We start from the raw sequence: 23,961 nt of genomic DNA, 5'->3' as shown, positions 1-23,961 counted from the left end.
GGAAGACGGGGCCGGGTCAGTCGCGGGAGGACGGGGCCAGGTCAGGGGTCGGGAGGCGGGACCGTGTCGGGGGTGAACCACGGGAGGGGTTTCGTGGGGGGTCGCTCTTCCTCGGGCGCCGGCGTCCGGGAGGACGGCACGCGCAGGCGGGGCTTCCACCGGGGGCGGTCCGTGACGACCTGGCCGGGGCGGCGGGGGCGGGTGCGGTCCACGACCGCCATGCCGAGGCGGAAGAGGGCCAGCGGCACGACCACGCACAGCAGGAGCCAGAAGAGGGTCACCCCCCAGGGACGGCCCACGTCCCAGGGCTGCTCCGTCAGCACCTTCTCGCCGTACTTCGCGGCGACCGTATAGTCCCCGTGCGACCCCGACGACAGCTCCACAGGCAGCGTGACCTGCGCCTTCTTGCCCGGATCCACGGTGCCGCGCCACTGCTGGCGCTCCCAGCCGGGGGCCAGGACCCCGTGCGCGGTCCCCACCTCGAAGACGGGGTCCTTGGCGCGGTCGGCGCCCAGGTTGCCGACCGTCAGGACGAGCTTGCGCTGCTCGGGCGCGCCGAACCAGTTGAGCAGCCCGCTGTCGCCCTCCAGCCGTGCGGCCAGCACGGTCAGCCGACCCGCGGTGCGCTCCTCGGGCAGCGGCTTGACGGGGTGCCCGGCGACCTTGAACTTCGCGTCGGCCGCCGCGTACGCGCCCGTCACCGTCGTCGCCCGTACGACGCACGGGCACGCCTCGGGCGGCTCGGTGACCGGGATCTTCTTGCGGAAGCCGCCGTCCTTGCCGGTGGTGACGGCACGCCCTTCCGCGTTGGCGCAGGCGTTGGTGCCGCCGATGGCGTTCTGGCCGCAGATCAGCAGGGTGAGCAGGGTACGGGGGCGCCAGCCCGTGCCGCGTACGGTGACGCCGCTGCCGGTGCCCGCCTCCTTCTTCGAGACGGTGATCCCGGGGTCCTCCTCGGCGGCCGGTGCCGAGACGGCAGCCGGTGCCGAGGCCGACGTCAACGCGCTCGCCGGGTCCGTGACCAGCACGGCCAGCAGCGCCACCAGCACCGTCGCGCCCAGCGCGTCAACAGCGCGGCGCAGTGCCGTGCGCGCCCTCCTCCGGATGCTCGTGCTCACTTCGCCGCTCCCGTCAACTCGCGCTGCCCACCGCTGTTCCGGCCGTCGCCGCCGTCGGTGCCGTTCCGGCCGTCCCCTTCGTCGTCGTCCTTGTCGGCATCCTCGTCGGCGTCATCGCCTTGGCCGGCGCCCCGCTCCCGGCCGTCGGACGCGCGCCGTCTTCTGAGTACGTACCAGCCCGCGCCGCCCCCGGCGAGAGCCAGGAGCGCGCCGAGTGCGGCGGCCCACCCCCAGGGCACGGCGGTGTACGAGGCCGTGGCGGTATCCCGCGCGCCGCCCTCGGCGGTGACGGCCAGCCGGACGTCCGCGAGGTCGGCGGCGGGTGCCTGCGGCCAGCTCTCGTGGCGGGTGACGCGCTGTCCGGGCAGCAGTTCGACGGGCAGGGTGCGGGCCTCGGGAGAAGGCAGCGGCCCGAAGAGCCCGCCGGCCCGGATGGCGAGCCGGGGCCGCAACGCGGTGTTACCCCGGTTGACCAGCGTGTACGTCGCGCTCGCGCCGCCGCCGTCGCGCTCGTCGACGGACACGTTCTCGACGCTGAGCGCCGCCAGAGTGGGCCCGCTCACCCGCAGGTGAAGCCGAACACCCGCCTTCCGCTTGCCGTCGCTGACGACGACGGCCGCCGGATGGTCGCCGGGGACGGCGCCCTCGGGGACGGTCACAGCGAAGGGCACCTCGGCCCGGGTGTGCGGCGGCACCTCGACGCTCTCCTGGGCCGGGGCCAGCCAGGTGCCCGGCCCCTTGCTCCGGCCTTCGCCGCGCACGGCGAAGCCACCGCCGCGCTCGTTGTACGCGTCGGCCCCGCGCAGCCGGAAAGTGCGGGTCTTCCCGCTGTCGTTGGTGAGCGCGAGGGTGTCCTTGAGGACGGTGCCGGGGGCGCCCTCCAGGTAGAAGTACGCCCGCGCGTCCTTGGTGGGCGCCCCCTGGGGCGGCAACGGCGCGGCTTTCCACCGGGCCGACGTCGTGGCCCCGCCCTTGTCGCCGCCCTTGCCACCGGGCTCGGCGGCGCCCGCCGGGCTCCCGGCCGCGCAGACGGCCACCACGACGGCGAAGAGCACCGACAGCACGGACAACACCGGCAGTTCGGACGAAGACGGTCTCTCGCTCGGTGGGGGTGGTGGGGCACCCTCCGCCTCCCGGGGCGCGGGTGTGCGGGGGGCGGAGGGCGGTGCGGAGGGCGCGCGGCGTGCGGACGTACCGCGTGCGGAAGCCGGACGGGCTGTCGTGGGGACAGCCCGGCGGTCCGCCGTCGGACGTACGCCTCGGCCGTGCGCTGTACGGCCCCCCACGGCCTAGTGCCGCACCGCGGCCCTGCGCCGCGTCACCCACAGGGTTCCGGCCACTCCGGCGAGGAGCACCGTGCCGCCGAGCGTGCCGAGCGCGACCGCGGAGTCCGCGGGGCCGGTCTTGGGCAGTTCGCCACCGCTGGGCGCCGACTGGCTGCCGCCGCTCGCCGCCGCGCCACCGCTGGCCGTGCTGCCGCCGGTGTCGCCGCCCGTGTCACCGCCCGTGGAACCACCGCCACTGCTGGCCGCCGCCTCCACGTCGAGGGTGAGGGAGGGCTTGGGGTTGTTCTTGGGGTTGCAGGTGGTGGTGGTGCCCAGCGCCTTGATGGTGAGGGTGCTGGCGGTGAAGGTGACCTTGCCGCTCTTCTTCGGGGTGTACGTGCCGGACAGGGTCGAGATCTTGATGGGTGTGTTGGCGGGGATGGCCTTGTCGTTGGCCGGCCCGCTCATGGAGACGTTGCCGGTCTCGGCGCCGCCGAGCTTGACCAGCGCGCTGGGCTTCATGGCGCCCTTGCCCAGCTCGACGGGGCTGGAGGAGACACCCTTCTCGAAGGACATGGACAGCTTGTAGCCGCTGCCGCTCTTGGTGCCCTTGATGTCGATCGGCGAGACGGCGCTCTTGTCGCCGATGGGCGTCTTGCACTGGTAGTCGACGTCGACCGTCTCGGCGCTCGCGGCCGGAGCCGACAGCAGCACCGCTGATCCGGCGACGAGGGCCGCGACCGCCGTGGCTGCGGCGTTGCGGGTGTGGCGTTTCTTGCTGTGGGACACCGGGGTTCCCCCTTCATCCTTGTTCGCAAGTTACTGACGACACATCAGATCGGGCGCTGACAGTACGCCCGCCGTCTTACCGATGGAAGGGATCCCGCGCCCCAAGTGCCGCCCCGTTCCCACAAGAAGGCATATGGGCAGGGCCCGGCGGAATCCGCTCCGCCGGGCCCTGCCCGTATGTCATCGGGGTGCTGTGCCGTTGTGCGTGCCGTACGCCGGGTGCGCGCCGTGCCGTTGCGCGTGCGCGGGTGAGCGTGCGTCAGCTGGGCGCCGCCAGCTCGGCCCAGACCGTCTTGCCGGGGCCCTCGGCGTTGCGCACCACGCCCCAGTCGAGGCACAGGCGCTGGACTATGAACATCCCGTGCCCGCCGGGGCGGCCCGCGCGGTGCGGGGTCCTGGGGGCCGGCGAGCCGCTGCCGAGGTCGACGATCTCCAGGCGCAGCACCTTCGAGCTGGCGCCGACCCTCAGCTCCTCGGGCCCGCTGGCGTGCAGGCAGGCGTTGGTGACCAGCTCCGAGACGACGAGGAGGACGTCCTCTGCGGCGGCGCGCTGGTCGGCGGTGGCGGCGGGCAGCCAGCCCCAGTCCTGGAGCGCCTGGCGGGTGAAATCACGTGCGCGCGGTACGGCGCCGCTGGCGCCGACGAGCCGCAGCCTGCGGACCTGCCGCATGGACTGGCCCGTCTGCCGCGCGGCCACAGAAGCGGCACTCTCCGCAGCGGTCCCCATGGCGCCACTTCCCCTTTCGGGTTCGGACGCTGAAGCGGAGTTGGTGGCTCCGGCTGTCGGTCCGCTCCCCGTATCCGTACCGGCCCGCACCTCCGCGTCACCTCCCCCGCCCCCGGCGGCGGCCGACGCGGTGCCCTCGGGCTCCGGACCGCAGTCGCCCGCCGGGTGCGGCCGGGTGGTGCTCATCAGTGGTTCACCTCACCGATCACCGGTTTTACCTATTCGCCGTCCCGCGACAGCCCTCACGGACCGTACGCGCCGTACACGAATGCCTGACAGATTCGAAGGGTCTCCTGCCCGGCCGCACCGTGAGAACACCCACGGATTCGGACGGACCGGTGTGACGCGCGTAACGCACTGGTGACGCGCTGAACCACCGGTGTTACGCCCCGGACAGATGACGGAGCGCCGCTTCGAGGTCGTCGTGCACGGTGAACACCGCGTTGGCACCCGTGATCTCGAAGACCCGCGCCACGACGGGCAGCATGCCCGCCAAGTGGACACCGCCACCTTCGGCCTCCGCCTTGAGGCGGGCACCGAGCAGGACGTTCAGCCCCGTCGAGTCGCAGAACTGGAGCCGTGAGCAGTCCACGACCAGGCGGCTGTATCCGTCCTCGACGCTCTGCTCCAACGGCTCGCGCAACAGATCAGCGGTGTGGTGATCGAGCTCACCCTCGGGAGTCACCACGGCACTGTTTCCCACGTGCCGCACGTCGACCGTCAGCCGGCCCCGGCTGGTGCTGCCGGGCATCCCGCGGTCCATGCACACCCCTTCTGGTCGCGTAAGGGTCCTCACTGCTTCCCCCATCGAGCGGTTCGAACCCTACGCCTTCCACGGCACTACCGGTAGCCGAACACCCTATGTTTTGGGGTAAATACAGACAAAAGGAACTTGCTATGGCTGTAGAGAAGCAGGTAGGTCTAGTAGGCATACAGAACCACGTCGGCTTCGGAGGCGCCGCACCCCGTAGTGCACGTCACGGCTTCGGCAGCCATATGCCGAGAAACAATGGAGGACAGCCATGTCACCCCGGCTCGACAACGGGATACCGGACAGCGCCGACGCGCTGGTCCAGCACGCTCCCGCCGTCCCGGAGCAGCATCGCCCGGACCGGCTGCCGGACCGACCCGCCACCCACGATTCTCTTGTCCACGACCAGGCCGCCGAGGATGCCGCCGAGCAGGTCGCCGAGGAAGCGGAAGCCGACCTCATCGACCAGCTCCAGCTCCCGGAGATCCCACCGTACGACGAGGTGGGGCCGCTGGACGCACGGGCCCTGTCCAAGACGCTCTTCGAGCGGCTTGAGAACCTCGAAGAGGGCACGCACGAATTCGCTTACGTGCGCAACACCCTCGTCGAACTCAACCTCGCGCTGGTGAAGTTCGCGGCCTCCCGCTTCCGCTCGCGCAGCGAGCCCATGGAGGACATCGTCCAGGTCGGCACGATCGGTCTGATCAAGGCGATCGACCGCTTCGAGCTGGACCGCGGCGTCGAGTTCCCCACTTTTGCCATGCCGACGATCGTCGGCGAGATCAAGCGCTTCTTCCGCGACACCTCCTGGTCGGTACGCGTACCCCGCCGCCTCCAGGAACTGCGCCTGGACCTGGCCAAGGCCGGCGACGAACTCGCCCAGCGCCTGGATCGCGCACCCACCGTCGAGGAGCTGGCCAAGCGGCTGAACCTCTCCACGGAGGAGGTCGTCGAGGGGATGGCGGCGAGCAACGCCTACACCGCCAGCTCACTGGACGCGCAGCCGGAAGAGGACGACACCGAAGGCGCGCTGGCCGACCGCATCGGCTACGAGGACCACGGACTTGAGGGCATCGAGTACGTCGAGTCCCTGAAGCCCTTGATCGCGGAACTCCCCCCGCGCGACCGCAGAATCCTCTCGCTGCGTTTCGTGGCCAACATGACCCAGTCGGAGATCGGCGAGGAGCTGGGCATCTCACAGATGCATGTGTCCCGCCTCCTGTCCCGCACGCTGGGCAAGCTCCGCAAGGGGCTGATGATCGACGAGTGACGCGAGCCCGTACTGCTGCCGAAGCCGTCGGCGGTATGGATCCGCGTGCCGAGGGCCCGGCCGGACGCCGTAAAGGCTGTCCGACCGGGCCCTCGGTGCGCGTAAGCGCCCTCGGTGCGCGTCAGCGCCCTCAGTGCGGGCGAGCGCCCTCAGTGCGGGCCGGAGCGTGCGTCCTCGGTGCGGGCCGGAGCGCCCTCGGTGCGGGCCGGAGCGCCCTTCGCTCAGGTGGCCGGGGGGCGCTCGGCCAGGGACTCCGCCTGGCGCAGGACCTCGGCCGCGCCGTCCTCCCCCGCCATGCGGCGGGCCACCCGCGCGGCTGCCGCGCGCAGCGCCGGGTCCTGGGCGGCGCGCTCGACCGGGGCGGCGAGCCGGTCCACGGCGTCCACGTCCGCCCCGGACAGCGCCGCGAACGGCACGGGCGGCGTGCCCGCGCCGACGGCGGCCAGGCGCGCGGCCCAGAACGGCTGGTCGGCCGTGACGGGAACGGGCACGGCCGGCACTCCCGCCCGCAGCGCCGCGGCCGTGGTGCCCGCGCCCGCGTGGTGCACCACGGCGGCGAGGTGGGGAAAGAGCAGCTCGTGCGGGACCTGGCCGACGGCCAGCATGTCGCCGTCCGCCAGGTGCTCACCCGGTGAGAGCCCGGCCGCGCCCGCCTGGAGGACGCCGCGTACACCGGCACGGCGCAGGGCACGTACGACGACGGAGCCCAGCCGCTCTCCCCCACGCTCTCCCGCGGACATGCTGCCGAAGCCGACGAAGACCGGGGGCGGGCCCGACGCGAGGAAGTCCGCCAGGCCGGCGGGCAGGCGCGCGTCCGGGGGGAGATGGGGCCACCAGTTGCCGGCGACCGTCAGCCCCGGGCGCCAGTCGGCGGGACGGGCGAGCAGCGCGGGGCTGAAGCCGTGCACGACGGGCCCGTCCGCCGCCCGCCTGCGGCGCCGCACGTCCCGCGCGGTGAGCGGCGGCAGCCCCAGCCCGGCGCGGAGCAGGCGTACGGGCTCGCGGTAGAGCCGGTCGACCACGCGCTGCGAGAGGCGGCCGGCCCACAGGTTGCCGCGCCGCCCCAGGGAGCGGGCGCCGCCCGCCGGTGGCGCGAAGTCGCCGGTGGGCTCGGTGGGTTGGAGCGGGACGCCGAGCGCGGGGACGCCCAGCGCCTCGGCAAGGTGCGCGCCGAGCGGAGCCGTCGTGGTGGAGAGCAGGAGCAGATCGGGAGCGTCCGCTTCGGTGGCCCGGATCAGGCCGGGGGCCAGGTCCTTGAGGAAGGCGGCTGCGGCGCGCAGGTTCGCCGCGCCGTGCCCGCGCGGGTCGGCGGGGAGGGGGCGCGGCTCCAGTCCGGCGTTCCGGATGAGGGCGGTGTGGGTGTCGTGCGCGGTGACGGCCACCTCGTGTCCGGCCTCCCGCAGGCGGGCACCGAGGCCGGTGTAGGGGGCGATGTCACCGTAGGAGCCGGCGGCGGCGATGAGGATCTTCACGCCTGCTCCCGGGATCCGGCCGCGTCCTGGTCCTCCTCGCGGCCCGGTTCCTGGGGCCCGGCCGCGACCTGGTCCTCCTCCGGGGCCGGGCCGGGATCCGGTTCCTGCCGTACGGCGTTCGCGTAGATGGCCGTACGCAGGAAACCGGCCAGCCCCGGGCGCTGCTCCGAGGGCGGCACCAGCAGCGCGAAGGCGCGCGGGTCGGCGGCGAAGTCGTCCGCGATCCTGCCGTGCATGTCGACGGGGCACGGGGTGAACCAGCGGGTCAGGTGCTCGCGGTGCTCCTCTGCCACATCCATGGCGGCTTCGCCGTCCGGCGGCCCGCCCGCGTCGAAGACGGCCAGCAACCGCTCCCGCCAGCGCGCGGCCTCGGCCATGACCTGCGCCCAGTCCTCCTTGGTGTGCCGGGCCGCGCTGGCCATGGACCGCTGATGGCCCTCGCTGTGCTCCCACTTGAGGTGGGCTTCGGTGGCGTAGCTGAGGTCGAAGGTAATCTCGCCGAACACCTCGAACCGCTCCTCGGGCGTGAGCTCCACGCCGGTGCCGCGCACCTCCATGGCCCGCTCGGCGACCTCGATCAGGCGCCCGAGCTTGGCGAACTGCTCGGTCAGCAGCCGGTGGCGGCCTCGCAGATGCTTCAGGACGTCGGTCTCCGGGTCCTTGACGAGCACGGCGATCTCGTCGAGGGGGAAGCCCAGTTCGCGGTAGAAGAGGATCTGCTGGAGACACGCCAGGTCCGCGTCGGTGTAGAGGCGGTATCCGGCCGCGCTGCGGGCCCCGGGCGAGAGCAGGCCCGCCCGGTCGTAGTGGTGCAGCGTGCGCACCGTCACCCCGGCGAAGCCGGATACCTGTCCTACTGAGTACATCCCCGCGTGCCGCCCTTCTCCTGTGCCGGTCCGGCCCTGTGCGGTCCGGCCCTGTGCGTCCGGCCATGTGGTCCGGTGCCCAACGCCCCCCGTCGGGGCGGGCACCGCGCCAAGAGTGCGGCCTGACGTCGCGTGAGGGTCAACCCCTGTCGGCGGGGGTCAGGGGTTGACCAAGTGCTCGGCCCGGTCGCGACCTTGTCCTGGCTGCGGGACATCAGGGCGACATCGCAACCGCACGGCGGTCGAGCACCGCTTCCTGCCGGAGACGTACAAGGCCGCCCGCCACGCCCGCGTGGCCAAGCCGCGCGCCCCTGGGGTGCCGTCGCGGAAGGCACGTCGAGCACGCGACGTACGCCCGGGTTCGGTGGCGCAGGCGGCCAGTCATGCCCACCTCCCCCCTGCGCCCCCGTGGTACTAGAATTACACTAGTTGCGAATCGATACCAATAGGGGTGCCTTGTGGGCAAGAGTGACGAGCGCGTCACCTTCCAGCACGGCCAGGCGTTTCTGGCTGCGATCTCCGAACGCTGGAACTACCGGATCCTGCGGGAGATCTTCTTCGGCGTGCGCCGGTTCGGGGAGCTCAAGCGCGCACTGGGGATCTCGGCGAACATCCTCACCGCGCGGCTCAACGACCTGACCGGGATGGGGCTGCTGGAAAAGCGGGCGTACCGGTCCGACAAGCCCTGGTACGAGTACCGGCTCACCGAGGCCGCTCGCGAGCTGGTCGTGCCGGCCGTCGTGGCGGTCACCCGATGGGCGGAGGTCCGGGCCGGCGGCCAGGAACTCGACGACCGGCCACTGCTGCACACGGCGTGCGGGAACAGGACCGAGCCGTATCTCGCGTGCAGCGGTTGCCATCAGCCCGTCGAGGCCTCCACTCTCGTGCCGCTCGACGCGGAAGCGTAGACGAGCATAGTTGCACTCTGCTACTAGTAGTGAAACGATACTAGTTACGGCAAGCGCAATCCCGCTCGCCCACCTCGCGAAAGGAACGCACGATGCCGCACACCGCGACCCCGGCAGCACCCCCGGAATGGGTGTCGCAGATCATGAGCGAGATCGACACGCTCTCCTTCGGAGAAGGGTTCGCGCACCTGACCGACGAGACCGAGATGTACTTCGGAACCGCCCATGTGGTCGGGGCAGAGGCCATCAAGGCGTTCTTCGTCAAGATCGACGAGCCGCTGGACATCACCCACGAGGTCCTTGAGTTCTGGACCACGGCGGACGGTGTCTGCTTCCTGCGCGGCGAGGCCACCATGGCGAAGAAGACCGAACCCGGCAACGTCGTGCGTGCCCCGTTCATGCACATCTACTACCTCGACGAGGGGCATCCCGCGCGCGTCAGGACACTGCGCATCACCGCCGGACCACTACAGACGGACGCCGTCCTGTAAACCGGCACCGGAACACCGGGCGCGGGGCACCGGGTGCCCCGAACCCCCGCGTCGGCCGCCTCCACGCCCGGCTCGACCGGCAGCCCGGCAGCCCGGCAGGCTTCCCGTCACAGCACCTGTGTCACAGCACCGGCGGACGCGGAAAGGTCATGGACGGGTCAGCGTGCTGACGATGCGCTCCAGGGCCGCCAGGTCCTCGGCGGGCAGGTCGCGCAGCGCGGGCGGTGGGGTGTCGGTCAGGCGCGTCATCTCGGCGGCGGCTGCCGCGCCCTCGGCCGTGACCGCGACCAGCTTGGAGCGGCGGTCTGCGGGGTTGGGGTCGCGGGTGACCAGGCCGCGCCGGACGAGGTGTTCGACGGTGACCGTCGTGTGCGGCGCGTCGGCGAAGAGCCCGGCGGCCAGCGCGCTGAGCGTGAGGGGGCCCTCGACGGCGATGTGGCGGAGCGCCTTGGCCCGGAAGTGGCTCATGCCCAACGCCTCGGTGACCTTGGCCCGGACGTCGGCGGTCTCCAGCACCAGCGTCCGCAGCCCGCGCCACGCACGCACGGCGGCGTCCGTCTCCTCGCCCGGGTCTGCTTCCGCGTTCACGCCCGGGTCCGCCTCCGCGATCACGTTCACGCTCGCGTCCACGTCCGCGTCCCCGTTCGGCTCCTGTACGGCGGTCTGGTCACTCATCTCGGCGTCACCTCGCCGCGCGGGTACGCTCCGCGCTTATCTCCCCCGTTCCCCGCCCCGCCAACCAGCCCGGTCTCGGCCTCGGCCTCGGCCTCGGCCTCGGGCTCGGGCTCGGGCTCGGGCTGCGGCTCGTCCAGGTCCTCGGCCACGCGGGCCGCCGTCGTCCGTGCCCAGCCCCCCGTGGTGAGGGCGCCGAGGGCGAGGACGGCCAGGCCGCAGCCGGACATGATCCACCAGGCGGTGCGCTCGGCACCCTGGAAGCCCGCGCTTGAGTCGCCCGTGGCGGAGGCGGCCATGACGGCACCGATGACGGCGACGCCGAGGGAGGAGCCGACCTGGCGGCTGGTGGAGGCGACAGCGGCGGCCACCCCCGCCTGCGCACGGGGCATGCCGGAGACGGCGGTGTTGGTGATCGGCGCGTTGACCAGGCCGAAGCCGATCCCGAAGACGACGTAGCCGCCGAACAGCACCCACAGCGACTGGTCCGCCGAGGCGGTGCAGGCGAACAGCACTCCGGCCGCCGTCATGCCCGCCCCCGCGACGAGCAGCGGCAGCCGCGGTCCGCGCGAGCCGACCAGGCGGCCGGACAGCGGTGCGAAGACCAGCGTCATGAGGGCCATCGGCAGCATGCACAGACCGGCGCGCAGCGCGCTCATGCCCCGTACGTCCTGGAGGTAGAGCGCCGTCAGGAACAGGAAGCCGCCCAGCGAGGCGAAGGCGCACACCGCGATGACGGTCGCCCCCGCGAAGGGCACGCTGCGGAAGAAGCGCAGGTCGATCAGCGGCTCGGTGCGGCGCGACTCGTAGGTGAGCAGCGCCACGAGGGACACCAGCGCGAGCGCTCCGCAGCCGAGGACCAGCGGCGAGGTCAGCCCGCTGTGCGGGCTCTCGATGATGCCGTAGGTCAGCGAGCCGAGCATGACGATCATCAGCACCTGGCCGACGGGGTCCACGCGACGGGCCCTGGGCGCACGGGACTCGGGGACGTAGAAGGTGGTGAGCAGCAGCGCCACCAGGCCGACGGGGACGTTCACCCAGAAGATCGCCTGCCAGCCGCTGACGTCCACGAGCAGTCCGCCGAGGATGGGCCCGGCGGCCATGCTGACACCGACGACGCCGCCCCATACGCCTATCGCGCGGGCGCGTTCGCGGGGCTCGGTGAAGGTGTTGGTGATGATCGACATCGCCACGGGATTGAGCATGGACCCGCCCACCGCCTGGAGGGCGCGCGCCGCCACCAGCCAGCCGAGGCTGGGCGCGAGGCTGCACAGCAGGGAGCCGGCCACGAAGATGGCGAGCCCCCAGCGGAAGACCCGCCGCCGCCCGATCCGGTCCGCCGTCGACCCGGCCGCCATCAGCAGCGCGGCCAGCACGAGGGTGTACGCGTCGACCACCCATTGGAGACCGGACACCGAGGTGTCCAGGTCCTCGCGGATGTCGGGCAGCGCCACATTGAGCGCGGTGACGTCGAGGCTGACCATCAGCAGTGACATGCAGCAGATCGCCAGCACCAGCATCCGCCGGCGCGGCGTGAGCCCGATGTCCCCCCGTTCGTCCCCCATGGGGCGGCCCCTTTCAGCTTCCAGGAACAGTTGTGTACGCCAAACTTAATAGTTGTGTACATCTAACTATTGTGAGCATACAACTACTGCGCCGCTTCCACCCCACCGGGTCGGCCCCGCCCCTGCCCCAACCCCAGGGCGCCGACCCGCCGTTACTGACGCACGACGCGTACCGGGCCGGGCGGCCAGGGACGGGACGGCCGGGCGGCCGGGGGCCAGGCCCTACGGGACAACCCTCACAACTTCCCTGCTCTGCCCGGCAGTTGGGCCAGGGTCGCTTCAGGGGCGAGGGGCGCCTGGGGAGGATTCGGTGGGGGTGCTGGGTCGGGAGGATCAGGGGACATTCGAGTGAGTCCTCTGGAGGATGTTTTGAGAGCGCGTATACGTGGTGTGGCCGCCGTCCTCGTCCTCGGCATTACCGCGGGACCCGTGGGGGCCGGGGTCGCCGTCGCAGAGGAGGGGCCTCGGCACCCCGCCGTCGCGGAGCACCAGGAGGGGCCGGACCGGGGCGCCCTTAAGAAGGCCCTTCGGGGGGTACCGGACGAGAAGACCACGGCGGCACTGGTGCGGGTCGGCGGGATCGGGCACTGGCGGAGGAGCGCCGGGGTGCACGACCTGCGTACGCAGCGGCCTGCGCTGGCGGAGGCGCGGTTCCGGGCGGGGTCCACCACGAAGGTCGTCACCTCGGCGCTCGTACTGCGGCTCGCCTCCGAGGGGCTCATCGACCTCGACGGGACGGTGCAGCACTACTTGCCGGGGCTGCTCACGGACGAGTTCGACCCGATCACCGTACGGCAGCTGCTGACCTTCACCAGCGGGCTCCAGCCGGGCTCGACCCTCGGGCCGGAGAACGGGGAAGGGTACGAGAACCGGTTCAAGACGCTCACTCCCGAGGCCGTCGTCGCCGCCTCCGTCGCCAAGGGACCCTACAAGGGGGAGGGCGAGGGGCCGGGCAAGAAGCAGCGGTACGCGAACATCGACTACACCGTGCTCGGCATGCTCGTCGAGAAGGTCACCGACGACTCCTACGAGCACCAGGCCGAGGTGAAGGTGCTGCGTCCGGCGGGGATGGAGAACACCTCCTTCCCCGGCGGCCCCGACCCGCGCATCCACGGCCCGCACAACCGCGGCTACCAGAAGCTCAAGGACGGCAGGCTGGTGGACGCCACGGAGTGGAACATGTCCGACCGGTGGGCGGCGGGCGACATGATCTCCACCACCGAGGACCTGGAGAAGCTCCTGTTCACCCTGTTCAAGGGCAAGATCGTGCCGCAGCCGCTGCTGGAGAGGGAGATGTTCACCCTGCCCGACGCGGAGGGCGCCCAATTCAGCGCCGGGCTCCAGCGCTACGACGCCGGCGGCGGGCGGATCGTCTGGGCCAAGACGGGCGCCCGGCCCGGCTACAACACGCTGATCGCCGCGACCAGGAACCTGTCCCGCACGCTCGTCTACTCCCTCAACTCGACCGAGGCCAAGGCCACGGAGACGAACCCGGTCGGGGAACGGCTCGTGGAGGCGACCTTCTCGCCGAGCGCCGACAGCGATCGCTGACGCGGCGCGCGCTGACACCCCGCGCGTCGCGCGCCCCGTCTCACACCTCGCGTACCCCCCGGCGCCAGACCTCCGCCACCAGCGGCACGCCGGGGCGGTACGCGAGGTGCACATGTGAGGGGGCGTCCAGCAGGGCGAGGTCGGCGCGGGCTCCCGGGCTCAGGCGGCCGATGTCGGTGCGTCGGAGGGCCTGGGCGCCGCCCGCCGTCGCGGACCACAGGGCCTCGTCGGGGGTCATGTTCATCTCGCGTACGGCGATGGCGACGCAGAACGGCACGGACGAGGTGAAGGACGAGCCCGGGTTGCAGTCCGTGGACAGCGCGACCGTGGCCCCGGCGTCCAGCAGCCGGCGCGCGTCCGGGTAGACCGCGCGCGTGGAGAACTCGCAGCCGGGCAGCAGCGTGGCGACCGTCCCGCCCTGCGCCAGCGCGTCCACGTCGGCGTCCGTCAGGTGGGTGCAGTGATCGGCGGACGCGGCCCCCAGTTCGACGGCGAGCTGGACGCCGGGCCCGTAGGAGAGCTGGTTGGCGTGCACGCGCGGGGTCAGGCCCTTGGCCTTGCCCGCCGTGAGGATGGCCCGCGCCTGGTCGGCGCCGAAGGCACCCTCCTCGCAGAACACGTCCACCCAGCGGGCGTACGGGGCGCACGCGTCGAGCATCTCGCCCGCCACCAGGGCGGTGTACGCGTCGGGGTCGTCGGCGTACTCGGGGGCGACGATGTGCGCGCCGAGGTAGGTGACCTCCTCCGTGTGCGCGGCGGCGACGCGCAGGGCGCGGGCCTCGTCGTCGGTCGTCAGCCCGTAGCCGGACTTGGTCTCCACCGTCGTCGTGCCCTGCGCCAGCATTTCGCGCAGGTGCGCGGTGAGGGTGGCCGCCAGCGCCTCTTCGCTCGCCTCGCGGGTCGCCCGCACGGTGGTGCGGATGCCGCCGGCGGTGTAGGGGCGGCCGGACATGCGGGCGTTGAACTCGGCGGTTCTGTCGCCTGCGAACAGGAGGTGGGAGTGGCTGTCGACGAAGCCGGGGATCGCGGCCCTGCCACGGGCGTCGTGAGCCGTGTCGGCGGCCGGTGCCTTGTGGGTGGGGCCGGCCCAGGTCACTTCGCCGGCCTCGATGATGAGGGTGGCGTCCTCGATGATGCCCAGGGGCGACTCGTCGCCCTGGGTGGGGTCGTTGGTGACCAGGGACTTGATGTTCGTGATCGCTGTGGTGGCGGGCGGCATGTGGCGTCCTTTACGGGCGGAGGGCGGCGATGGCTTCGGTCAGGGCTGACGGGACGGATTCGACCGTCGCGTGGGCACCGTCCCGTACCACGTGTCGGCCCCCCACCACCGTGTGCCGGACATCCGCCGCGCTCGCCGCGAAGACCACCGTCTCCCCTGCGAGGCGCGGGACGGGACCCGCCGTCCGGACGGAATCCAGCGCGACGGTCGTGAAATCGGCCAGCATGCCCGTCTCCAGGCGGCCCGTCTCGGGCCAGCCCAGCGCGAGGTGCCCGTTCTCGGTGGCCGCCCGCAGCAGCTGGTCCGCCGTCCAGTGACCCCGTGTCCGGCTGCGGAGGCGCTCGTCGAGTTCCATGGCGCGGGCCTCCTCGAACAGGTCGATGACGGCGTGGCTGTCACTGCCCAGCGACAGCGCGGACCCGGCGTGGTCGAGGGCGGGCGCGGGGCCGATGCCGTCGGCCAGGTCGCGTTCGGTGGTGGGACACATGCACACACCGGTGCTGGAGGTGCCGATGCGGCGGATGTCGTCATCCGTCAGGTGGGTGGCGTGTACGGCGGTCGTCCGGGGGCCGAGCACGCCGTGCTCGGCCAGCAGCCCGGTCGGGGTCAGCCCGTGCGCCTGTTCGCAGGCGTCGTTCTCGGCCGTCTGCTCGGACAGGTGAACGTGCAGCGGCGCGCCCCGCTCCTCGGACCACGCGGCGACGGTCTCCAGCTCCGCCGCCGGGACGGCCCGCACGGAGTGGATGGCCGCGCCGACCCGCGCATGCGCACCCTCGGGCCGGAACGCGGAGACCCGTTCGGCCCACGCCTCGGCCGTACCGTCCGAGAAGCGCCGCTGCTTGTGGGTGGGGGCCTCGCCCCGGCCCCGTCTGCCGATGCCGGAGGCCAGGTAGACGGTGTCCAGGAGCGTGATGCGGATGCCCGCCTCGGCGGCGGCGGCGACCAGCGCGTGGCTCATGGCGTTGGGGTCGTCGTAGCGCTCCCCGCCCGGCGCGTGGTGCAGGTAGTGGAACTCGCCCACGCAGGTGATCCCGGCCAGCGCCATCTCCGCGTACGCGGCCTTCGCCAGCGCGAAGTAGCTGTCGGGGGTCAGCTGGGCCGCCGTCTGGTACATGGCGTCCCGCCAGGTCCAGAAGGTGCCGGAGCCGACCTGGACGGTGCCGCGCAGGGCGCGGTGGAAGGCGTGCGAGTGCGCGTTCGCCATCCCGGGGAGGGTGAGGCCGCGCAGCGGGACGGCGCCGGGCGGTGCGGTCCCGACGCCGGTACGGACGGCGCCGAGGCGCCCGTCGGAGGTCGTCTCCAAAGCGACGCCCGGCTCCACGGTCCCGTTGAGCCAGGCTCTCTCGCACCAGTACGTCTTCTCCACGGCGGCGCCGCCCGTCGTGCCGCCACCGGCTGCCGCGCCGCCACCGGCTGTCGCACCGTCACCGGCTGTCGCGTTCGTCGTCGTCACACGAGACCTTCCAGTACGTCGGCGAGCGCGGTGACACCCGCCGCACAGTCGTCCTCCCCGGCGGACTCGGCGGGTGAGTGCGAGACGCCGGTGGGGTTACGGACGTACAGCATGGCGGTGGGGACCGAAGCGGACAAAATACCCGCGTCGTGTCCCGCGCCCGTCGGCAGCACGGGCACCCCGCCCAGGCGCGCGGCGAGCGTGTCGCGAAGGGCGTGGTCGAACTCCACCAGCGGCGTCGCCGACTCGCGGGTGACCCGCACCGCCACCCCGTCGCGACCGCCCCGCTCCCCGGCGGCGCGCTCGATCTCGGCGACGACACCGGCGAGGGTCTCCTCATCGGGCGCACGCGAGTCGAGCCAGCCGCTGACCAGGGACGGGATGGCGTTGACGCCGTTCGGCTCGACCGCCACCTTGCCGAAGGTCGCCAGCGCCCCCGCCAGCCGGGCCTTCTTGCGGGCCGCGAGCACGGTGTTGGCGTAGGTGAGCATCGGGTCGCGGCGATCCTCCAGGCGGGTGGTGCCCGCGTGGTTGGCCTCGCCGTGGAAGTCGAACCGCCAGCGGCCGTGCGGCCAGATCGCGGAGGCGACAGCCACGGGGTGGGACGTCTCCGCCAGCGCGCGGCCCTGCTCGATGTGCAGCTCGACGAACGCGCCGATACGGGCGATCCGTTCGGGGTCGGCGCCGAGCGCGGCCGGGTCGTGGCCCGCCGCCTCCATCGCCCGCGGCAGCGTGATCCCGTCCGCGTCGCGCAGCGCGTGGGCCGCCTCGCGGCTCAGCGTGCCCGAGGCGAGGCGGGAGCCCACGCAGGCCAGGCCGAAGCGGGCACCCTCCTCGTCGGCGAAGTTGACGACGGCGAAGGGGCGGGTGAACCCCACGTTCCTGGCGCGGAGTTCGTCGTACGCGGCGAACGCGGAGATGACGCCCAGCGGGCCGTCGTACGCGCCGCCGTCCGGGACGGAGTCCAGGTGCGAGCCGGTCACGACTGCGTCGTTCCCGGCACTGTCGCCGTGCCATGCCCATTGGTTGCCGTTCCGGTCCACCTCGTAGTCGAGGCCCCGGCTTTCCGCTTGGGCGCGGAACCATTCCCGGCACTCGCGGTCAGCCGGCGTCCACGCGTAGCGGCGGTATCCGCCGCCGCTGTGCCGACCTAGCGGGTGCAGGTCTTTCCACATGCTGTGGAAGGACGCCGGTTGTGGGCAATCGTTCCGCGGGGCGTGGGGGCCCCTCGGGCGGCCCGATTGCCCACAACCAGTGGGATCCGTCGACATCAGCGGTCGCCCTCCCGCATCGGCACGCGTACCCCGCGCTCCGCGGCGACCGTCTCCGCCTCGGGGTAGCCCGCGTCGACGTGCCGGATGACCCCCATCCCGGGGTCGTTCGTCAGCACGCGGCGCAGCTTCTCGCCCGCCAGCGCCGTCCCGTCGGCGACCGTGACCTGGCCGGCGTGCAGGGAGCGGCCCATGCCGACGCCGCCGCCGTGGTGGAGGGAGACCCAGGTCGCGCCGGAGGCGACGTTGACCATGGCGTTCAGCATGGGCCAGTCCGCGATGGCGTCGGACCCGTCGCGCATGGCCTCGGTCTCGCGGTACGGCGAGGCCACCGAGCCGCAGTCGAGGTGGTCGCGCCCCAGCACGAGCGGCGCGGCGATCTCACCCGAGGCGACCATGTCGTTGAAGCGTTCGCCGGCCGCGGCCCGGTCCCCGTGGCCGAGCCAGCAGATCCGCGCGGGCAGTCCCTGGTAGTGCACGCGTTCGCCCGCGAGGCGCAGCCAGCGGGCGAGGGACTCGTTCTCGGGGAACAGGTCGAGGAGCGCGCGGTCGGTGGCCGCGATGTCCTTCGGGTCGCCGGAGAGCGCCGCCCAGCGGAAGGGGCCCTTGCCCTCGCAGAAGAGGGGGCGGATGTAGGCGGGCACGAAGCCGGGGAAGTCGAACGCGCGGGCGTATCCGGCGAGTTGGGCCTCGCCCCGGATGGAGTTGCCGTAGTCGAAGACCTCGGCGCCCGCGTCCTTGAAGCCGACCATGGCCTCCACGTGCGCGGCCATCGACTCGCGGGCGCGCAGCGTGAAGTCGGCGGGCTTCTCGGCGGCGAAGGCCGCCATGTCGGCGAAGTCGACACCGACGGGCAGGTAGGCGAGGGGGTCGTGGGCCGAGGTCTGGTCGGTGACGATGTCGATGGGCGCGCCGTCCGCGAGCATGCGCGGCAGCACCTCGGCGGCGTTGCCGAGCAGCCCGATCGAGAGGGGGCGGCGGGCGTCCCGCGCCTCGACGGCGAGGCGCAGCGCCTCGGCCACGCTCTCGGCGCGTACATCGAGATAGCCGTGCTCGATACGGCGTTCGATGCGCGAGGGGTCGCATTCGACGACGATCGCGACGCCGTCGTTCATGGTGACGGCGAGCGGCTGCGCGCCGCCCATGCCGCCGAGCCCGGCGGTGAGGGTGATCGTCCCGGCGAGGGTGCCGCTGTCGTCCCCCTTCTGGGAGGCGAGCTTCGCGGCGACGGCGGCGAACGTCTCGTACGTGCCCTGGAGGATGCCCTGGGTGCCGATGTAGATCCACGAACCGGCCGTCATCTGGCCGTACATGGTCAGGCCGAGGTGCTCCAGGCGGCGGAACTCCTCCCAGTTGGCCCAGTCGCCCACCAGGTTGGAGTTGGCGATCAGCACGCGCGGCGCCCACTCGTGGGTGGTCATCACGCCGACGGGGCGGCCGGACTGGACGAGCATCGTCTCGTCGTCGCGCAGCGTGCGCAGGGTGCGGATCATCGCGTCGAACGAGTTCCAGTCGCGGGCCGCCTTGCCCGTGCCGCCGTAGACGACGAGCTTGTCGGGGTGCTCGGCGACCTCGGGGTCGAGGTTGTTCTGGAGCATCCGCAGCGCGGCTTCCTGCTGCCATCCGAGCGCGCTCAGTTCGCTGCCGCGCGGTGCCCTTACAGGGCGCGGTCCTGCGGTGCCGGCCATGGGCCTGCCTCCCTCGACTGGTGACGGTTGTGTGCTGACGGCCACACGGGGCACGGAGCGCGCACCGCGTGTAGCGCAAATATTCAGCCAGCTTATTCACTGAATACTTTTAGTCAATGGGGTGCTTGTCACCGGTCGGCCGTGTTTGGCTGGCCTCATGAGTGCTGATCCCCTGAACCACCGCCGCGACCTCGCCGTACGCGCCGCCGTCGAGCGCGGACTGCTGGCCGACGACCACGCGCCGGTCGTAGGGCTGCTGGACGTCGCCGCCGTACGGGAGTCGGCCCGCGCGCTGCACGCCGCGTTCCGCGAGGTGGCCGCCCCGGACCAGCCCGTGCTGCACACCTTCGCCGTCAAGGCCTCCTCGCTGGTGCCGGTGCTGCGGCTGCTCGCCGACGAGGGGCTGGGCTGCGAGGTCGCGAGCCCCGGCGAGCTGGCGCTCGCCCGCGCCGCCGGGGTGGACGCCGCGCACACCGTGCTGGACTCCCCCGCCAAGACCCGCACCGAGCTGCGCGAGGCCCTCGTCGAAGGCATCGCGCTCAACGCGGACAACCCGCGGGAACTGGCCCGCCTCGACGCGCTGATGGCCGAGGACGGGGGCCGGGCCCGGGAAGGTGGCCCGGCGGGGACGGCCGCGATCGGGCTGCGGATAAACCCCCAGGTCGGCGGCGGCGCCATCGGCGCCATGAGCACCGCGACCGCCACCTCCAAGTTCGGCTTCCCGCTGCGCGACCCGGGCGCGCGCGAGTGGCTGACCGAGGCGTTCCGCACCCGCCCCTGGCTCACCCGGCTGCATGCGCACGTCGGCTCCCAGGGCATCCCGCTGGAGCTGATGGCGCGCGGGATCGCCGCCGTGTACGAGCTGGCCGAGGAGATCAACGCGGCGGTGGGCAGGCGCCAGATCGACACCCTCGACCTGGGCGGCGGCCTCCCCGTCAACTTCGACTCCGACGAGATGGCCCCCACCTTCGCCGCCTACGCACGGCTGCTGGCCGAGACCGTGCCGGGGCTCTTCTCCGGCACGTACGGCCTGGTCACCGAGTTCGGCCGCGCGCTGCTGGCCAAGGCGGGCACGGTGGTGGCGCGCGTCGAGTACACGAAGAGCGCGGGCGGCCGGCGTATCGCCGTCACCCACGCGGGAGCCCAGCTGGCCGTGCGCACCGTCTTCGTCCCCGACTCCTGGCCCCTGCGCGTCGCCGCCTACGACACCAAGGGCCTCCCCAAGACGGACGCGCCCGTCGTGCAGGACGTGGCGGGCCCCTGCTGCTTCGCGGGCGACCTGGTCGCCCGCGAGCGACCCCTCCCCCCGCTGGACGAGGACGACCACGCGGCCCTCCTGGACACCGGCGCGTACTATTTCTCCACCCCCTTCGGCTACAACTCCCTGCCCCGGCCGGGGGTTTACGGCTTCACGATCGCCGAGAACGGGGAGCGCGACGGCGACGAGGTCTCGTTCGCGACCGTCCGTGAGCCGCAGTCCCTCGCCTCGATCGTCACGGAGTCGGGGGCCGCACACCGCGACGCGCTGCGCGGCTGATCCGGCGACCGCACCGGTTCACCGGACCGGCGGCGCGGCTGCCGGGCTTGTCATGCGATGTCGACCGTGGCCGGACAGGGACAGCCCTCCACGATCGGGACGGCGCGTCCGCTCTCACCACTCCCCCGCCGCCTGACGGAGGCGGGTGCTGACGCGGGCCACGTCCGGGTTCTCCGCCGTGCCGGGGCGGCGGGCGAGGTAGGTGGTGTTGAGCGGGGGGTCCTCGGGGGCGTGGAGCAGGGCGAGGCGGCCGGTGTCCAGTTCCGGGGCGCACAGGTAGCGCGGGAGGACCGCGAAGCCCGCGCCCGCGACGACCGCCGCCAGCACTCCGCGCAGGTCCGGGACGGTGACGGCGGCCCTGGTGGTGAGGCGGCGGCCGAAGACGTGGCGCCAGTAGCGGCGGGTGATGGGCAGGTCCTCGGCGTAGGTGACCAGCGGGAGGCCGTGCAGCGCGGCGGGGCCCTCGGCGGAGACCCGCTGCCGGCCGCCGACGCGGGCGGCGGTGCCGGGCGCGGCGACGAGGACGAACTCCTCGTCCATCAGCGGCACGGTGCTCAGCGCCCGCTCCCGGGGCCGGGTCGTCGCAAGGACCAGGTCGTGGCGGCCGACCCGCAGCCCCTCCAGGAGCGGGTCGGTCAGCCCGGTGACGACGCGCAGCCGCACCCCCTGGTCGACGAGAGGTGCCAGCGCGGGCAGCGCGCGCAGGCTCAGCAGCTCGGCGGGCCCCGCCAGATGGACGGGCTCGCCGGACGCGGGCCCGTCACCGGAGCCCGGCCCCGGCCCGGCCGCCAGCTCCGCCAGCGCGTCCAGCGGGCCGACGACGCGGGCCGCCAGCTCGTCGGCGTACGGCGCCGGGGCGACCCCGCGCGACAGCCGCGCGAACAGCTCGCGCCCCGTCTGCCGCTCCAGAGCGCGGATCTGCGCGGTGACGGTCGGCTGGGACAGGCCCAGCAACCGCGCGGCGGCGGTGAACGAACCGGCGCGGTGGACGGCCAGGAAGGTACGCAGCAGGTTCAGATCCTGCGGCCCGGAACTTGGCGGGGGCGGCCCAGCGCCTTCTGGCACGGGCGAGCCGGGCGACACCGGTGTCCCGGTCGGCCGTGGGGGCTCGGACGAACGGGAGGGCCCGGTCGACCGTACGGACTCTGACGGCCGTGGTGCCCCCGCCCTCCTGGACGTCCCCGCCTCCGGGCCCTCACCGCTGCCCACCGCGCCTCTCCTCCCCGTACGCGCTCCCCCGGCCCCTCATGATCCGAACCGCGAGTCTCATAGGAATCCCTATGTCTGACAGAGACCAGCCTATTGGATTTCGATGGCTCGCCGACCTACGGTCGGACACGCGGCGAGCTGACGTCCTACGTACGGATCGTCAGCGTGTGACCCTGCGGGAACAGGGAACAAGCCCTCGACGCTCCGGAGAACGACATGTCGCAGATCCTTTTCGTGATGACTGGCGCCGACCACTGGACGCTCGCCGACGGCACCCGGCACCCCACCGGCTTCTGGGCGGAGGAGGCGTTCGCGCCGTACGAGGTGTTCAAGGCGGCGGGCCACCAGATCGCCGTGGCCACACCCGGCGGCGTCGTCCCCACCGTCGACCAGGGCAGCCTCGCCGCCGACGTCAACGGCGGCCAGGAGAACGCGGACCGTATCGCGGCCGGTCTGGAGTCCTTCACCGAATTGCAGAAGCCGTTCAGCATCGAAGACGTACGGCTCGACGCCTCCGGCGGCCCCGCCGGCTACGAAGCGGTCTTCTACCCCGGCGGCCACGGGCCCATGGAGGACCTGGCCGAGGACACCGACTCGGGCACGCTGCTGGTGCGAACGCTGGCCTCGGGCAAGCCGCTCGGGCTGGTGTGCCACGCGCCCGCCGCCCTCCTGGCCGCCCACGCCCAGGAGGGCGGCAACGCGTTCGCCGGATACCGGCTGACCGGGTTCACCAACGACGAGGAACGCCAGGCGGGTCTGGCCGACAACGCGAAGTGGCTGCTCCAGGACCGCCTGGCCGAGATCGGCGCCGACTTCCAGGAGGGCCAGCCGTGGTCCCCGCACGTGGTCGTGGACCGCAACCTGGTCACCGGCCAGAACCCGGCCTCCGCCGCCCCGGTCGCCGAGCAGCTCCTCAAACAGCTGCCCTGACCTGAACAGCTGCCCCGACCCGGCCGACTGGGCCGCCCCGGCCCTCCGGCCCGCCCCCGCCTTCCGCCGCCGCACCACTCGCATCCCACCGCACGGCCCCATGCCCGCACAGCCACACACGCCCGCGCTCCCGGGCCCTGCCCCTGGCCAGGGCCCGGGAGCCGACGACCGGACCCGTCATCGGGAAGACGCGCCCGTTCGGGGGCGTTCACCACACCAAGAGTCATCAGCGGTCTCGACAGACTCAGCGCATCTCAGCAGTCACGGCGTCACGGGCACCCTCCCGGCCGCCCATCGAAAGGAAACAGTCATGAGCACGACCTCCCCCACCCGCCCCGCCGACGCCTCCGGCACCTTCGCCCTCGGCGGGGACCTGCCCGTCAACCGGCTCGGTTACGGCGCGATGCAGCTCACGGGGCCCGGCATCTGGGGTGAGCCCAAGGACCCGGACGAGGCGATACGGGTGCTGCGCCGCGCCGTCGAGCTGGGCGTCAACTTCATCGACACGGCCGACTCCTACGGCCCCTTCGTCAGCGAGCGGCTGATCCGCGAGGCCCTGCACCCCTACTCGGACGACCTGGTCATCGCCACCAAGGGTGGCCTGACCCGTCCGGGGCCCGATGAGTGGCTTCCCGTGGGGCGGCCCGAGTACCTGCGGCAGCAGACCGAGCTGAGCCTGCGTCACCTCGGCGTCGAGCGCATCGGCCTGTACCAGCTCCACCGCATCGACGCGCAGGTGCCGCTCGCCGACCAGCTCGGCGAGCTGGTGCTGCTCCAGCAGGAGGGCAAGATCCGCCACATCGGACTGTCCGAGGTGACGGTCGCGCAGGTGAAGGAGGCCAGGGAGCTGGCGGAGATCGTCTCCGTGCAGAACCTCTACAACCTCGCCAACCGGAGCGCGGAGGATGTACTGGAGTACGCGGAGCAGGAGAACCTCGCGTTCATTCCGTGGTTCCCGATGGCCACCGGCGAGCTGGCGCGGCCGGGCGGCCCGCTGGACGCCGCCGCCAAGGAGCACAGCTCCTCGCCCTCCCAGCTCGCGCTGGCCTGGCTGCTGCGCCGTTCGCCGGTGATGCTGCCGATCCCCGGCACCTCACGGGTGGCGCACCTGGAGGAGAACGCCGAGGCCGCGCGGATCACGCTGAGCGACGGGGAGTTCCAGGCGCTGGCCGACGCGGTCTGACCCACCCAAGGCAGCGCCTCCGCCGC

Annotated in this window: 21 protein-coding genes; 7 read left to right on the top strand and 14 right to left on the bottom strand. The window is 72.8% G+C overall.

Features of this window, described 5'->3' with window-relative positions:
- Positions 1 to 41: 41 nt before the first annotated feature.
- The 5 genes from OHB04_RS25335 to OHB04_RS25315 form a co-directional block, all read right to left on the bottom strand.
- On the bottom strand, positions 42 to 1,118 hold the full coding sequence (locus tag OHB04_RS25335; RefSeq protein ID WP_405803933.1) for a hypothetical protein: 1,077 nt from the start codon (positions 1,116 to 1,118) through the stop codon (positions 42 to 44).
- Positions 1,115 to 2,191, bottom strand: a complete 1,077-nt coding sequence (locus OHB04_RS25330; protein ID WP_405803935.1) for a COG1470 family protein — start codon at positions 2,189 to 2,191, stop codon at positions 1,115 to 1,117. Before OHB04_RS25330 ends, OHB04_RS25335 begins: the two co-directional genes overlap by 4 nt.
- A gap of 216 nt (positions 2,192 to 2,407) precedes the next feature.
- The gene (locus tag OHB04_RS25325) at positions 2,408 to 3,172 is read right to left on the bottom strand and encodes an LPXTG cell wall anchor domain-containing protein (protein ID WP_326689950.1); all 765 of its coding nucleotides are present in this window, start codon (positions 3,170 to 3,172) and stop codon (positions 2,408 to 2,410) included.
- 259 nt (positions 3,173 to 3,431) lie between these two features.
- The gene (locus tag OHB04_RS41910) at positions 3,432 to 4,085 is read right to left on the bottom strand and encodes an ATP-binding protein (RefSeq protein ID WP_405803937.1); all 654 of its coding nucleotides are present in this window, start codon (positions 4,083 to 4,085) and stop codon (positions 3,432 to 3,434) included.
- A 196-nt stretch (positions 4,086 to 4,281) separates the two neighbouring features.
- Positions 4,282 to 4,662, bottom strand: a complete 381-nt coding sequence (locus OHB04_RS25315; RefSeq protein ID WP_326689949.1) for an STAS domain-containing protein — start codon at positions 4,660 to 4,662, stop codon at positions 4,282 to 4,284.
- 259 nt (positions 4,663 to 4,921) lie between these two features.
- Between OHB04_RS25315 and OHB04_RS25310 the strand changes: the two genes are divergently transcribed.
- Positions 4,922 to 5,920 (top strand): RNA polymerase sigma factor SigF, encoded by a 999-nt coding sequence (locus tag OHB04_RS25310; protein WP_326689948.1) that lies wholly within the window; start codon positions 4,922 to 4,924, stop codon positions 5,918 to 5,920.
- A gap of 221 nt (positions 5,921 to 6,141) precedes the next feature.
- Here OHB04_RS25310 and OHB04_RS25305 read toward each other — a convergent pair whose 3' ends face one another.
- Complete coding sequence (locus tag OHB04_RS25305) at positions 6,142 to 7,392, bottom strand: glycosyltransferase (protein WP_326808387.1); 1,251 nt, start codon at positions 7,390 to 7,392, stop codon at positions 6,142 to 6,144.
- Positions 7,389 to 8,258, bottom strand: a complete 870-nt coding sequence (locus tag OHB04_RS25300; RefSeq protein WP_326808386.1) for a MerR family transcriptional regulator — start codon at positions 8,256 to 8,258, stop codon at positions 7,389 to 7,391. The genes OHB04_RS25305 and OHB04_RS25300 overlap by 4 nt, the downstream gene beginning before the upstream one ends.
- Before the next feature lie 458 nt (positions 8,259 to 8,716).
- On the opposite strand from OHB04_RS25300, the gene OHB04_RS25295 reads away from it, so the two are divergent.
- Both OHB04_RS25295 and OHB04_RS25290 read left to right on the top strand, forming a co-directional pair.
- Entirely contained in the window at positions 8,717 to 9,166 is a 450-nt protein-coding gene (locus OHB04_RS25295; RefSeq protein WP_326808385.1) for a winged helix-turn-helix transcriptional regulator, read from the top strand.
- A 92-nt stretch (positions 9,167 to 9,258) separates the two neighbouring features.
- Complete coding sequence (locus OHB04_RS25290; RefSeq protein ID WP_326689944.1) at positions 9,259 to 9,657, top strand: nuclear transport factor 2 family protein; 399 nt, start codon at positions 9,259 to 9,261, stop codon at positions 9,655 to 9,657.
- Between the two features lie 147 nt (positions 9,658 to 9,804).
- Here the strand turns inward: OHB04_RS25290 and OHB04_RS25285 are convergent, their stop codons facing one another.
- Together OHB04_RS25285 and OHB04_RS25280 are read right to left on the bottom strand one after the other, a co-directional pair.
- Complete coding sequence (locus OHB04_RS25285) at positions 9,805 to 10,332, bottom strand: MarR family winged helix-turn-helix transcriptional regulator (RefSeq protein ID WP_326808384.1); 528 nt, start codon at positions 10,330 to 10,332, stop codon at positions 9,805 to 9,807.
- Positions 10,329 to 11,894 carry an MFS transporter gene (locus tag OHB04_RS25280; RefSeq protein ID WP_326808383.1) on the bottom strand — a complete coding sequence of 522 codons (1,566 nt, stop codon included), beginning with the start codon at positions 11,892 to 11,894 and terminating at the stop codon, positions 10,329 to 10,331. The genes OHB04_RS25285 and OHB04_RS25280 overlap by 4 nt, the downstream gene beginning before the upstream one ends.
- A gap of 369 nt (positions 11,895 to 12,263) precedes the next feature.
- On the opposite strand from OHB04_RS25280, the gene OHB04_RS25275 reads away from it, so the two are divergent.
- Positions 12,264 to 13,445 carry a serine hydrolase domain-containing protein gene (locus tag OHB04_RS25275; RefSeq protein ID WP_326689941.1) on the top strand — a complete coding sequence of 394 codons (1,182 nt, stop codon included), beginning with the start codon at positions 12,264 to 12,266 and terminating at the stop codon, positions 13,443 to 13,445.
- A gap of 40 nt (positions 13,446 to 13,485) precedes the next feature.
- Here the strand turns inward: OHB04_RS25275 and hutI are convergent, their stop codons facing one another.
- The 4 genes from hutI to hutU all read right to left on the bottom strand — a co-directional run bounded on the left by hutI (position 13,486) and on the right by hutU (position 19,076).
- On the bottom strand, positions 13,486 to 14,664 hold the full coding sequence (gene hutI, locus OHB04_RS25270) for an imidazolonepropionase (RefSeq protein WP_326689940.1): 1,179 nt from the start codon (positions 14,662 to 14,664) through the stop codon (positions 13,486 to 13,488).
- 10 nt (positions 14,665 to 14,674) lie between these two features.
- Entirely contained in the window at positions 14,675 to 16,030 is a 1,356-nt protein-coding gene (locus OHB04_RS25265) for a formimidoylglutamate deiminase (protein ID WP_326692892.1), read from the bottom strand.
- Positions 16,031 to 16,113: 83 nt separating this feature from the next.
- Positions 16,114 to 17,292 carry an allantoate amidohydrolase gene (locus OHB04_RS25260; RefSeq protein ID WP_326808382.1) on the bottom strand — a complete coding sequence of 393 codons (1,179 nt, stop codon included), beginning with the start codon at positions 17,290 to 17,292 and terminating at the stop codon, positions 16,114 to 16,116.
- A 95-nt stretch (positions 17,293 to 17,387) separates the two neighbouring features.
- Positions 17,388 to 19,076 carry a urocanate hydratase gene (hutU, locus tag OHB04_RS25255; RefSeq protein ID WP_326689938.1) on the bottom strand — a complete coding sequence of 563 codons (1,689 nt, stop codon included), beginning with the start codon at positions 19,074 to 19,076 and terminating at the stop codon, positions 17,388 to 17,390.
- Positions 19,077 to 19,233: 157 nt separating this feature from the next.
- Between hutU and OHB04_RS25250 the strand changes: the two genes are divergently transcribed.
- Complete coding sequence (locus OHB04_RS25250) at positions 19,234 to 20,613, top strand: diaminopimelate decarboxylase (RefSeq protein ID WP_326808381.1); 1,380 nt, start codon at positions 19,234 to 19,236, stop codon at positions 20,611 to 20,613.
- Between the two features lie 114 nt (positions 20,614 to 20,727).
- On the opposite strand, the gene OHB04_RS25245 is transcribed toward OHB04_RS25250, so the two are convergent.
- A complete protein-coding gene (locus tag OHB04_RS25245) occupies positions 20,728 to 21,678 on the bottom strand; it encodes a LysR family transcriptional regulator (RefSeq protein ID WP_326689936.1) in 951 nt (316 codons plus the stop codon).
- 360 nt (positions 21,679 to 22,038) lie between these two features.
- On the opposite strand from OHB04_RS25245, the gene OHB04_RS25240 reads away from it, so the two are divergent.
- Both OHB04_RS25240 and OHB04_RS25235 read left to right on the top strand, forming a co-directional pair.
- Positions 22,039 to 22,752, top strand: coding sequence for a type 1 glutamine amidotransferase domain-containing protein (locus OHB04_RS25240; RefSeq protein WP_326808380.1), 714 nt, complete (start codon positions 22,039 to 22,041; stop codon positions 22,750 to 22,752).
- A 310-nt stretch (positions 22,753 to 23,062) separates the two neighbouring features.
- The gene (locus tag OHB04_RS25235; protein ID WP_326689934.1) at positions 23,063 to 23,935 is read left to right on the top strand and encodes an aldo/keto reductase; all 873 of its coding nucleotides are present in this window, start codon (positions 23,063 to 23,065) and stop codon (positions 23,933 to 23,935) included.
- Positions 23,936 to 23,961 lie beyond the last annotated feature (26 nt).

It is taken from the genome of Streptomyces sp. NBC_01775, assembly GCF_035917675.1.
Classification (GTDB): domain Bacteria; phylum Actinomycetota; class Actinomycetes; order Streptomycetales; family Streptomycetaceae; genus Streptomyces.
This window is presented reverse-complemented; position numbering and strand designations above follow the sequence as displayed.